A 12,218-nucleotide genomic window follows, 5' to 3' on the forward strand; every position below is an offset into this window, starting at 1 on the left:
TTCAGGCTGATTTTTCAGTAATGTCGGTCCTTATGCCTTTTGACCAGAGTTCTTCCAGGTTGTAGTAGGAACGGACTTCAGGAAGCATTATATGCACAACTACATCGGAGTAATCGATCAGAACCCATCTGCCCTCCTCGTTTCCCTCCTCGCGCCAGGGGCGGGTTCCAAGTTCTCTGGTTCCATCCACAATACCATCGGCAATAGCACTGTTGTGAACTGTATTGTCTCCCTGACAGATGATAAACCAGTCTGTGCTGCCGTGCAGCTTCCTGATATCTATCACAGTTATTTTTTCAGCAAGTTTGTCTCTGGCAAATCTCACAACTGCATCGACCAGTTCTTTCCCTGTCAGCAATTTTTCGCTGTCTTTTTTCACTTTATCCTCTCTGTAAAATCCGGTCCGATAATTACCGTGACATCGTACATGCTTTCATTGTTTCGCATGATAATTCTTTTATCGGTCTTCAGGGCATTTGAAACCTGAAAGGCTACTGTAGTGTCAAGGCTTCTGGAAATTACCATCGTGTAGGGATAATTCCAGGTCTGTGCGTTTCCAATATTCTTTACGTCAAAATTCCTTGAGCGCAGGAAATCAGCTACCTTGTTAGCAGCGCCTTCAATACCGCAACCATTGAGAATCTCTACTCTTCCGATATGAGGAACTGTGAGCTGAACCGTTTTTTTTTCAACTGGTGAGGGTCTGTTGGATAACACGGTTCCTATAAGTATCGACAATCCGGAAAAAAGTATGATCAATATCAGAGTAAAAACATTGTTCATACCGAAAAAATATTATTTACCGGGATTCACACACACGACTGTTGGCTTATGAGTGACTATTTCCTCAGGAGAAAGCATGGTGTATGTGAGAACCATGATTCTATCTCCAACCATTCCAAGACGGGCAGCCGGACCGTTAAGCTCAACTATACCAGAACCCCGTTGACCTTTGATTGCATAGGTGATAAGCCTTGATCCGGTGTCAGCGTTAAGAACATGTACTTCCTCGAAAGGAAGAATTCCGGCCTGCTCCAGATATGATTCGTCCAGTGTAATGCTGCCCTCGTACTCCAGATTGACACCGGTAATCCGGATATCCCTGATTTTGCTGTTTAGAAAAACCCGAAACATCTGCTGAATCCTGTTCTTTAAAGTTATATGCCGAAAATATCTGTCTGTGAATGCATGGCGGATGTCCGCTCAGTGCAGAGCGCCAGAGTCAAAATATAAATTATGAGCATCTTGAGAATCATGCTGAACAGGATGGACGATAGAAAATAAAGTCAGTTTGATTTGGCTAGCTTGTCTATTTCATCTTTGAGCCTGGCGGCATCCTCATAGCGCTCTTCCTCAATAGCTGCTTTGAGCTGTTTCTGAAGTGCCTCAAGAGGGGTAAGATCCTGGTCTTCGTCGATTTCCTCTTCAACACCAGGTTTTTCTTCAATGGATGATTCCTCGGAGATTATAACACCTGCTTCATCCATTACTTTTTCACCCACATAAATAGGGGCAGAAAACCGGAGTGCCAGCGCGATTGCATCACTTGGCCTTGAGTCTATCTCAAGCTCCTGATTGCCTTTTCTGATAATCAGTTTGGCATAAAATGTCTCATCTACAAGTTCTGTTATCTCTATTCGAAGCAGTTTGCAGTCAAGCTCCATCAACACGTTCTTGAAAAGATCATGTGTGAGCGGGCGGGGGAAAGGAATCTGGTTCAATTGAATAGCAATAGATTGGGCTTCCAGTTGACCGATGGAGATGGGGAGGCTGCGCTCGTCTCCATGGCCTTTCAACAGGATTACAAAATCTTTTCCCATATTTACCAGAAATGTGTTGGCGACTTCTACAAGAATCATTATGCTGCTCTTTATTAAAGATGATCCCGGGTAACCTCTTTTTGGGGTTGATCCGGTTATTTTTTAACTAAAATACGAATCCGGAGCCAGATTATTTTCTGGTCGATTCGTTTACTCCAGTGGCTCGACCTCTATTGTCTGGCTGCGGTCCGGACCGATTGAAAGAATCAGAACAGGAATGCCATAACAGAGGTCCTGGATTTTCTTTATATATTGGAGTGCATTTGATGGAAGATCACTCATCGATTTGCAGCCTGAAATATCACACTTCCACCCTTCCATTTCTGTGTAAACTGGAACTGCTTTCTCAAGATCGCTCAGACTAGATGGATACTGTTCAACCTTTTTGCCGTCGATTTCGTAATGAGTACAGATTTTGATCGTATCCAGCTTGTTAAGAACGTCAAGCTTTGTAAGTGCCAGTCGTGTAAGTCCATTTAGCTGAACTGCTTTTCTTACCATCACACTGTCAAACCATCCACACCTGCGTGGTCTGCCGGTTGTAGCCCCGAATTCACCACCTTCCTGACGCAGTTTTTCTCCTGTGGAGCAAAACAGCTCAGTAGGAAAGGGCCCGTTTCCTACTCTGGTGGTATATGTTTTCACGATTCCTATTACATGGTCAATTGCTGATGGCCCGATTCCGCAGCCGGCGCATGCACAACCGGAGAGTGTATTTGACGAGGTAACAAAAGGATAAGTACCATGATCGATGTCAAGGAAAGTTCCCTGTGCCCCTTCAAACAGCAGCCGTTTTCCCTTTTGGGAAGCATCAAAAATTAAAAAACCTGTATCGGCTATGAAAGGGAGCATGCGTTCCCTTATCATTTTGTATTGAGAGAGAATATAATCAAGTGAAAGATCAAATTTGCTCTGATACACCGATTCAATCAGCTTCTTCTTCAAGGCAAAATTGGCTGAAAATTTTTCTGCAAAGAAATCCCAGTTCCGCAGATCGCCAACTCTCAGGCCAGTTCTTGATGTTTTGTCGGAATATGCCGGTCCTATCCCCCTGCCTGTAGTGCCGATTTTCCCCTGGCCCATGTTGGATTCCGCGGCATTATCCTGCGCTTTATGGTAGGGGAGTACAAGATGAGTCAGATCGGAAACAAAGAGACGGTTGTCAACAGAAATGCCGAAACTGTTCAGTTCGTCAACTTCTCTCAGGAATTGCTCACAATCAAAAACAACACCATTTCCAACGACACAGGTTTTGTCGGAATACATTATTCCTGAGGGGACCAGATGGAAAATAAATTTCCTGCCATCTGCAATAACCGTATGCCCGGCATTTGCTCCGCCCTGGAAACGGATTATCAGATCAGAACGCTCTGTCAGGTAGTCGATTACCTTGGCTTTCCCTTCATCTCCCCACTGGGTTCCCACTATAACTGCATTGGCCATATCATCACCTAAGAAAAAAACAAAAAAATCAGCACTCCGGACACCCGGAATGCCGTAAAATGCAACCCTCTAAATTAAGTCATGTATCTCTGATGGTCAAATATTGAAATGCCTGTTTTACTTAATCAGGGTCGGAATCGACATCGGTATTGGAATCGATATTAAAACCGGCATTTTTATCGGTATACTTCTGTTCTTTTTATGTGCCCAAATATCGATACCGATTCCAAAAACCGATATAAGGGATGTCAAAAAAGACTCCATCCGGGCTCTAAATATATCGCTTAATATATCGAATTCCTCAGCTATAATTTATATTCATAAGTCTATTCAGTCCTCTGAATTCTGACTTCCAGCTCCTAACTCCTGGCTTTTGAGAAAGAGATGAATCCAGAAAATCCGTTAATTGTACAAAGTAACAGCACTCTGCTTCTTGAGGTCAACAATCCGCTCTTTGTTGAGGCTCGCAATGCAATAAGCCTTTTTGCTCACCTTGACAAAAGTCCGGAATATGTCCACACCTACTCCATCACACCTCTTTCCCTCTGGAATGCGGCTGCCCTGGGTTTGACTGCTCAGGATGTATTGCAGCAACTTCAGCGATTCACCAGATATCCGCTTCCTTCCAATGTCAGTGATGACATTGTAGAGCTTATGGGACGGTTTGGGAAAATTGTTCTTGAGAGCGCACCAGAGGGACTGGTTCTTAGCAGTGCTGACGCATCGATTCTTCACCATCTTATGCTGCATCTGAAAATGCGGCCTCTAATTATAAGGCAACTCGATCCCAACCGCTATCTTGTCTCTCCTGAAAACAGAGGTGTCATAAAGCAGGTACTTACAAGTATCGGATTTCCCGCTTACGACAAAGCCGGTTATGTGGATGGGGAGCCTTTTGAAATTGTATTGCGTAAGGAGATGCTGAGCGGGGGAGAGTTTAAAATACGTGAGTATCAGAAGCTTGCCGCGGAAAATTTCATTGGCAGTCCAGATGCGCCCGGGGGTAGTGGTGTAGTGGTGCTTCCCTGCGGGGCCGGAAAAACAATCGTTGGAATCTACGCCATGAGTCTCCTTCAGAGGCGCACTCTCATTCTGGTGACAAATGTTACTGCCGCACATCAATGGAAAAGGGAGATTCTGGATAAAACAGGACTCCAGGAAAATGACATCGGAGAGTACAGCGGTGAGCAGAAGCAGATAAAACCTGTTACCATAGCCACGTATCAGATCCTGACATACAGAAAGAAAAAAACAGATCCTTTTACCCACTACGCAGTGTTCAACTCGGAAAACTGGGGACTTATTATCTATGATGAGGTTCACCTGCTTCCTGCACCGGTTTTCAAATTTACTGCTGAATTGCAGGCCAGAAGGCGTCTGGGGCTAACCGCTACACTCGTGCGTGAGGACGGCCATGAGGATGATGTGTTTACTCTGATCGGGCCGAAGAAGTTTGATGTACCATGGAAAGACCTGGAGCGTCAGGGATGGATAGCCACAGCCCGCTGTGTAGAGATCAGGGTCGATCTTCCTCATGCAGAGAAGATGCACTATCTTTCCCTTACTCCTAAAAAGCAGATCCGTTTGGCATACGAGAATCCCTGCAAGATTGCTGTTGCAAAAGAACTGATTGAAAAGCATAAAAATGACCAGGTTCTTATTATCGGCCAATATCTGACCCAGATTGAGCAGTTTGCCAAAGAATTCGGTGCTCCTGTTATTACCGGTGCCACTCCAAATAAAAAGCGCGATGAGCTTTATAATGATTTCAGAACTGGTAAAATAAAGCTTCTTATACTGTCAAAGGTTGGTAACTTTGCCATTGATCTTCCAGATGCAAATGTGGCAATACAGATATCCGGCTCCTTTGGTTCACGTCAGGAGGAAGCGCAGAGGCTTGGAAGAATCCTGCGCCCCAAAAAATCCGATGAACCGGCTGTATTCTACTCTATTGTTACCAGGGAATCGAAAGAACTGGACTTTGCAATGCAAAGACAGCTCTTTCTCACAGAGCAGGGCTATTCTTACGAGATTGAGTTCAGGGAATTCAGCTGACGCGTTATTTTCTCTGGAAAAACTTTACTGCTTCCTCAACCAGAGACATATCAACACAGGTATTCAGGCAGGGACCATATGGTCTGTCATTTATTACACCAAACACAGGAACAGGATAAACATCCTGGATACCTAAAGTCAGGTCTCGTTCACAAGCCACCGCGATAATGCCATCAGGACGCATCTCTGCAACACGGCGGCGGGCCAGGGTTCCTCCGTTAACTACTTCGATTTTCAGCCCATGGCTTTCTCCCATCGCTACCAGTTCTCCAACCGGACATCTTCCGCAGCGGACACAATTGTTGATGTTGTTGGTGATCTTTCTGTTGCAGATGTCGATCTGAAGGCAATGGGGGAGGAGAACCAGAATTCTGTCCCCCTTGATACGCTTTGATTGTGCTTTAGTCAATGCATTGTTTACTTTGACAAAAGAAGTGCGCAGGGCATTGCGGTTAACCCGGAACAGTTGTGCCAGAAAAATCGCGATCGGAAAAAGAAAGTTCACTGTTACGGATTTTTTGCCGTGAGGGTACAGAAGGTCGATACCTGTGAGAGCAGTGATGGTTATCAGTGAGAGCCCGGAGAATAGAATAAGGAATACAAACAGCAGGAAAGATAAAACCAGTATAGCCAGAGGCTGACTCAGAGCTGAAAGCCGGGGCTGCACTAAATAAAAGACCACACCCTCAAGTGTACCGACAATTAGAAGACTGAGCCAGCAGAAAAACAGGAATGTAAACTTTTTATATGCTGAGCGCCAGCCGGATTCTTCAATACTACCGGTGATTGCCTGATTGAGGGCTTCGGTCTGGTTCATTTCCTTAACCGGAGGGATTGTGGTACTTTAAACGCTCTCAACGCCTTTGATTTCAGGAATACGACTTCTAAGTATTCTCTCCACACCCATTTTAAGGGTCATGGCAGCACCAGGACAACCCCTGCAGGCTCCCTGTAACTTTACCTTCACAATTCCGTCCTCTGTCACATCAACAAGCTCGATATCTCCCCCGTCAGCCTGCAGATTGGGGCGTATCTCCTGGATTACTTCATGTACTTTCTCTTTCATATTTCTCCCTTAAAATAAACTTCAAATCAGGAACATCTCCAAAATAAATACATCCAGGGTATCGGACAATTCTTTTTCCATATTACCTTTCCGGGTCATGAACCCGGCTGTTTCTGCTACTGGTGCTTCTCAAATGTGGTTACAGACCAGAATGAATTACCCCCCATCCTGTATATCGACCTCCATTTGCGTCTCAAGAGTTCTTTCCTTAACAGACGATTAACAAAACCATGAGCCATTATTACAATGTGTTTTGATCTGTTTTCATTCTTTTCGATCACATCAGCAGCTTTTTTAATTCTGAGTCTGAAACTTTTGAAAGGTTCGGCATTAGTGCTCAGTCCAAACCTCCATATAATCCTCAGTATAATCACCCATAAAAACAGGGGTAGTTTTAACTTCTTTCCAATTCCGCAAGGAATTTCTGCTTCCTTGAACAGTTCATCTGTTTCAAATGAGTCTACTCCTAAAAGGCGCAGGGACTCCATTGAGCGCCTTAGACCACTGCTTATAAACAGATCACCATCCAGAATGATTTTATTCAATTCAGGTGTAATACTGTTTGAAGGACTCAAGCCACAGGTATCATAAGAGACCCGGAATTTCTCTATATCATCTCCAGACAGGATAGAAAACATGGTATAATTGTCATGTATTTCCGGTTTTCCATGCCTTATCAGAGAGACTTTTCCCATTTATATCACCTTTAAACCTGATTGACGTACATTTTTTCCAGGTTAATAAATAAATTGTAAATAGCTATTTAAACTGGAGTATCAAGTGTTCACAGAAATGATACCATGAAAAGTTATAGAAAAAAAAGCAAAAAAAATTAAAGTACTCTTCTTTTCCTGCCGATAATAAGAATAGGGGGAATAGCATACAGGCCTGAAAAGAGGAAAAAAGAAAAAAAAAGACAAAAACACAGGGTTTTTGTCGAGGAGAGTAAAGCAGGAGAAACGGCAAATCCTTACATTCCTATTATCGGCAAAAATATGTTTCACTTTAGAGGGATCTTGCAATGCGTATCCAGGGACCAGGACACATCACCTCATTAGAGTCTAAAGCAAGGTTTTCCCCTAAAAAAAACCCTAAAGTGAATCCCGGTAAAGAAAAATTCCCTCAGGTTGATACTGTAGAGATAAGGAATACAGGAGTAATCAGGGCTGACCTGCTTGAGGAAATAAAAAAGAAGATTAATAGTGGTTTCTACAATTCGGATAGTGTTCTGGAAGATTTGAGTCACGGTTTTGCCAAGACAATGGGGCAGAGCCTCTGAAAAAAAACTCCTCCTGCTTGACTTGCTTAAGTCTGAACGATAAAATCTAAATTTACAATTCTTTATCTTTCCGCTGCATTACGTTTACCTGTGATGCATAAAGTTGTTTTTATGCCGCTGAAAATGATTTACTTTCCTTTAAAAAATGATGGAGTGATAGATGATAAAATCCCGGGGAGGGGTAATCTGTTTTCTGCTGGTTTTAAGCACCCTGTTACTGTGTTCAAATTCTGATTCAGGCCGTATTCCCTCAGTTTCAGTTGTTATCGGTAATGCTTTGTTGATCAGGAATGGTTCTAATATTCCTTTGGTCAACCGCTTGAAATTGATGAAAGGTGATACTGTTTCCCTCTCGATGAACTCAAAAGCAAAACTTTCATCCGGAAATGGAGCAGGCTTTTACCTCAATAAAGGCACAAAGCTGAGCATTGGTCCACTCAACAAGAAAAATCAGACACTTGTTTACCTGGTTCAGGGTGATGTTCATTTTATATCGGGTGATTCACGTAATGAAACAACCCCGTATATATTCATAACCAGGGCTGGAAGGGTTATGGCTTCTGATGCTCAGGTTTACATTAAATACAAAAGCAAAACAAATACACTGTCTGTCTTTACACTGTCCGGTTCGGTTTCTTTCTACAGTGTAAAGGGTGAGGAGATAATGCTGCCACCCTGTACCCGGTATCTGGTGGAGGGGGCTGCCCCAGGACAGATGCTTCCTCCATCAGAACTGGATATTGCAGAACTGAGGAACTGGGTAGGGAGTTCTTTGATCGATGGTGCACTTGTAAATACAGGATGCATAGTCAAGACTCCGGGAGGAGACAACCTGCCGCCGGAGTGGAAGAGAATACCAGGGGATATCTGCATGGCAGGGGAACTGCTTGTGGATACAATTGAAGCTTATGATCCTGAAGGTAGACATGTTTACTATCAATTGTTAAAGGGCCCGGAGGGTATGGTCATAGATGCATTCAGCGGTGAGATCCATTATCGCCCGCTTTCGTCCGGTGAAATGGATGTGCGTATCAGAGCCATGGATACAGATTCACAATTCTCCGATTATGAGTACACCCTGATAGTCTCATCTGGACTTGCTGCAACCTTAAATGTACCCAGAATTGTAAAACCCAGGCAGCCATTCAGGATTTCAGCCGCTCCCCTGCGTACAGGTGCAATCAGGTTTGAAGGACTTTCATACAGGTTTGATCTTGATGGTGACGGGAAATTTGAATACCCTCACCCCGGAAAGTTCGGCTCAACTTCAGTGGTCAAAGATATCTCTATCAATAAAGAGGGAGAAAGAAAGATAACAGTTGAGATAATGGATGCCCGGGGGCATACTGCCAGAGCAACCCGCACTGTGATGGTTAATGCTCCTCCCAGAGCAAAGCTTTCCATTACCCCTTCAAAGGGAAACACTGAGTCTGTCTTTGAACTTGATGCCGCAAGTTCAAGTGATACTCAGGATTCTTCTCGCTATCTGATGGTAAGATTTGATACAAACGGGGATGGTAACTGGGATCTCCCATCAGGAGGAAATTTCCTCCGGGAAAAGCGTGTTTATTATACCTGGAAAAATCCCGGGAAATACCGCGTTATTCTTCAGGTATTAGACACCCATGGTTTGTTTGACACCGATACCGCAGAAGTGTTGATTGGCAGAGACCTTGTTGTGGATATTGAGTCCAGGGACTCAGCTCACATTGGGGATTCTGTAGTGTTTTATTGCAAAACAGGTCCTAATGAGTATCCGATAGTAAAATACGAGTGGAGTTTTGACAATGATACTGTATTTGAAACGAAATCACTCAGCGAAAAGCATGTACAAATCTTTCAAAAAGCCGGCTTGTATACTATCCGGTGCAGTGTAGAGGATTCGATAGGGCAAACCGGGCAGTACTGGAAAAAACTGGTCATTGTGAATACATCCTGCAGTGTGGATGCCGGAGGGCCCTACAAGGCGCAGATAAATTCGCCGGTAAGATTAGAAGGATCTGCCAGCGATCCTGACAGCAGAATACTGGCTTATTACTGGGATTTCAACAATGATAATATCCCGGATACAACTTTAAAGCAGAACAGCAGTGTCACCCATGTGTTCAGAAGGTCCGGAAAACATACTGTTGTTTTAACAGTTGAGACTGAGGATGGGCAAAAGGTGAGTGATTCTGCAGAGGTGATCGTCACAAATATGCCTCCTGTTGCCAGAGCTGGTGAGGATGTGATTTCTAAAAAGGGTAGAAAGATCAGGCTTGAGGGCAAAGGAGAGGATCCGGACGGAGAGATTATTAGTTATCAATGGGATTTTGATGCTGACGGGGTATTTGACTGGTCCTCAGAGGAAAACGGAATAGTGGAGCACTCCTTCACTGAATACAGCTTTGCAATCTTTAAAGTTACCGATTCTGACAGTGCTGTTGCTTTTGATACTCTTCGGGTGATAATCTGTCCTGAAGGAATGCAACTGATTGAGGGTGGCAGATTTTGTGTCGATATCTATGAATGGCCAAACAAAAAGTATGAAATGCCTGTGGTAGATGTTTCCTATGAGGAAGCGGTTGAGACCTGTGCCAAAGAGGGAAAAAGGATCTGCACAGCAGAGGAATGGCAAATGGCTTGCAGAAATCAGAATGAGAGATCGAATTACCCCTATGGGAAAGAGTATCAGGTGGATCGCTGCAATACAATCGGTAATCCGACTGTGAAGAACAAGCTGAGCGCATCAGGAGTTTTCTTACACTGCGCAGGAGCATCGGGAATATTTGACATGAGCGGCAATGCCGCTGAATGGACCAGAGGAGCTTATGTATATGGTGGTTCCTGGCAAAGCGGTGAAGATGGCAGCAGATGTGATTCACATGTTCAGCTTCAAAAAGGCAGGAAGTATTTTTATGCAGGGATCAGATGTTGCAAATAATTTTACAGAAGATATTGGGATATTATAAAGAGGGAAACCGATGGTGGATTCCATTGCTTTCCGGATTACTGTTTTCTCTGTGTTTACCCCCATTTAACCATGAACAGAACATCCTTCTTGCCCCATTTCCGTTCCTTGGTTTTGCCATTCTGATACCGCTTTTTGCTTTTTCTGTGCAGACGCCTTTTAAACGTGCTATAGTACATACTTACCTGTTTTCAATCACAGCAGCACTCAGCCAGTTTTACTGGATCGGTTTTGTTACAGCAGAAGGACTCTGGCACATGGTCCTTATCGGTCTGGTGCTCGCTTCAGCAGTAATTGGTTTATTCTACCTTGCCGCTGGGCTTCTTTTTCGATATGTTTACAAACAGTTACCACGGATGTATATATTAGTTTTTCCCGCACTCTGGGTTCTGATCGATTATTCCCGCTCACTTGGCGATATCTCTTTTCCCTGGGCATTTCTGGGATATTCATTGATGCCGATTATTCCACTGGCTCAGGTTGCATCCTTCTCGGGTGTATGGGGTCTGACTTTTCTCATCGTGCTGGGAAATATGCTTGTCTGGGAGCTTGTTGTAAGCTACATAATAAACCGGAACCAGTCTCAGAAATGGCTCCACCTTTGCATTTTTACAGTTTTTATTATTATAGTCGGTTTTGCCGGCTGGATGAAAACCAGGGAAAAAATCACCGGTGAGAGCTTCAATGTTTCTCTTCTGCAAACCAATATCGACCAGTTCAACTGGGGAAACAGATCTCTGGACACTGCATTTACCATCACCGAATCGATGGTTTATCGTGCTTCCGAAACGAAACCGGATCTGATTATCGCTCCTGAAAGTGCCCTGCTCTGCTATCTTTCAAGGCGTCCCAATCTCAAATCAAGAGTAATTAGCTGGGCAGATTCTTTAGGTACCCCTATTATCCTTGGTGCACTTCACTGGGATAAATCGCCTGAGGGATCTATCTATGACTATTTTGTTTACAACTCGGCCTTTCTGGTTGATCCTGTTAAAAAGGATCTGTTGCCATATCATAAAAGCAAGCTTGTTCCTTTCAGTGAAGCGATCCCTTTTGAAGGGAAATTCCCCATATTATCAAGAGTTAATCTGGGGGAAGCTGATTTCAAAAGAGGACTGGAATCCACAATTTACAACCTGAGTGGGAATCTGAAAGCTGCACCGTTTATCTGTTATGAAATTATCTTCCCTGGTTTTGTCCAGAAACGGGTGAAACAGGGAGCCGATATGATAGTAACTATCACCAATGATGGATGGTTTGGAAAATCAAGCGGCCCCTTTCATCATGCAACGATGGCCAGAATGAGAGCTGTTGAAAATGGTGTACCCCTGGTAAGGTGTGCCAATTCCGGGATAAGCATGCTGGTAGATCAGTATGGGCGTGTGCTTCAGAAAACAGGACTTTATAAAAGAACGATCCTTTCCGGCAGTGTCGTTCCTGTAAAAAAAGAGACATTTTATTCCAGGTGGGGTGACTGGTTTATTTTTCTCTGCCTGCTTGTTACTTTCAGCAGTGCAATTTACATTGTAATCTCCCGTGTCAGGCCTGGAAAAAAGCAGCCCGGGCCACAGGCAGATACACCATAAGCTTCTCTTTAATTCAAAT

12 protein-coding genes are annotated in these 12,218 nt (G+C 43.9%); 4 read left to right on the forward strand and 8 right to left on the reverse strand.

What is annotated here, in order from left to right:
• Position 1: 1 nt before the first annotated feature.
• From rsfS to GX089_03390, 5 genes are all read right to left on the reverse strand, one after another.
• Positions 2 to 379 (reverse strand): ribosome silencing factor, encoded by a 378-nt coding sequence (gene rsfS, locus GX089_03370; GenBank protein NLP01509.1) that lies wholly within the window; start codon positions 377 to 379, stop codon positions 2 to 4.
• The gene (locus GX089_03375; GenBank protein NLP01510.1) at positions 376 to 783 is read right to left on the reverse strand and encodes a LytR C-terminal domain-containing protein; all 408 of its coding nucleotides are present in this window, start codon (positions 781 to 783) and stop codon (positions 376 to 378) included. Before GX089_03375 ends, rsfS begins: the two co-directional genes overlap by 4 nt.
• Before the next feature lie 12 nt (positions 784 to 795).
• On the reverse strand, positions 796 to 1,134 hold the full coding sequence (locus tag GX089_03380) for an aspartate 1-decarboxylase (protein ID NLP01511.1): 339 nt from the start codon (positions 1,132 to 1,134) through the stop codon (positions 796 to 798).
• Positions 1,135 to 1,286: 152 nt separating this feature from the next.
• Positions 1,287 to 1,859 carry a bifunctional nuclease family protein gene (locus GX089_03385; GenBank protein NLP01512.1) on the reverse strand — a complete coding sequence of 191 codons (573 nt, stop codon included), beginning with the start codon at positions 1,857 to 1,859 and terminating at the stop codon, positions 1,287 to 1,289.
• A gap of 111 nt (positions 1,860 to 1,970) precedes the next feature.
• On the reverse strand, positions 1,971 to 3,263 hold the full coding sequence (locus GX089_03390; protein ID NLP01513.1) for an adenylosuccinate synthase: 1,293 nt from the start codon (positions 3,261 to 3,263) through the stop codon (positions 1,971 to 1,973).
• Between the two features lie 384 nt (positions 3,264 to 3,647).
• Between GX089_03390 and GX089_03395 the strand changes: the two genes are divergently transcribed.
• Positions 3,648 to 5,318, forward strand: coding sequence for a DEAD/DEAH box helicase (locus GX089_03395; GenBank protein NLP01514.1), 1,671 nt, complete (start codon positions 3,648 to 3,650; stop codon positions 5,316 to 5,318).
• Positions 5,319 to 5,322: 4 nt separating this feature from the next.
• On the opposite strand, the gene GX089_03400 is transcribed toward GX089_03395, so the two are convergent.
• From GX089_03400 to GX089_03410, 3 genes are all read right to left on the reverse strand, one after another.
• The gene (locus tag GX089_03400) at positions 5,323 to 6,135 is read right to left on the reverse strand and encodes a DUF116 domain-containing protein (GenBank protein NLP01515.1); all 813 of its coding nucleotides are present in this window, start codon (positions 6,133 to 6,135) and stop codon (positions 5,323 to 5,325) included.
• Positions 6,136 to 6,162: 27 nt separating this feature from the next.
• The gene (locus GX089_03405; protein ID NLP01516.1) at positions 6,163 to 6,384 is read right to left on the reverse strand and encodes a NifU family protein; all 222 of its coding nucleotides are present in this window, start codon (positions 6,382 to 6,384) and stop codon (positions 6,163 to 6,165) included.
• 116 nt (positions 6,385 to 6,500) lie between these two features.
• Positions 6,501 to 7,079 carry a phosphoglycerate mutase family protein gene (locus GX089_03410; protein NLP01517.1) on the reverse strand — a complete coding sequence of 193 codons (579 nt, stop codon included), beginning with the start codon at positions 7,077 to 7,079 and terminating at the stop codon, positions 6,501 to 6,503.
• Positions 7,080 to 7,405: 326 nt separating this feature from the next.
• Between GX089_03410 and GX089_03415 the strand changes: the two genes are divergently transcribed.
• The 3 genes from GX089_03415 (at position 7,406) to lnt (ending at position 12,199) form a co-directional block, all read left to right on the forward strand.
• On the forward strand, positions 7,406 to 7,663 hold the full coding sequence (locus tag GX089_03415) for a flagellar biosynthesis anti-sigma factor FlgM (GenBank protein NLP01518.1): 258 nt from the start codon (positions 7,406 to 7,408) through the stop codon (positions 7,661 to 7,663).
• Positions 7,664 to 7,823: 160 nt separating this feature from the next.
• A complete protein-coding gene (locus GX089_03420; protein ID NLP01519.1) occupies positions 7,824 to 10,586 on the forward strand; it encodes a PKD domain-containing protein in 2,763 nt (920 codons plus the stop codon).
• A complete protein-coding gene (gene lnt, locus GX089_03425) occupies positions 10,574 to 12,199 on the forward strand; it encodes an apolipoprotein N-acyltransferase (protein NLP01520.1) in 1,626 nt (541 codons plus the stop codon). Before GX089_03420 ends, lnt begins: the two co-directional genes overlap by 13 nt.
• Positions 12,200 to 12,218: the final 19 nt, after the last annotated feature.

The organism is Fibrobacter sp., from assembly GCA_012523595.1.
GTDB lineage: Bacteria > Fibrobacterota > Chitinivibrionia > Chitinivibrionales > Chitinispirillaceae > JAAYIG01.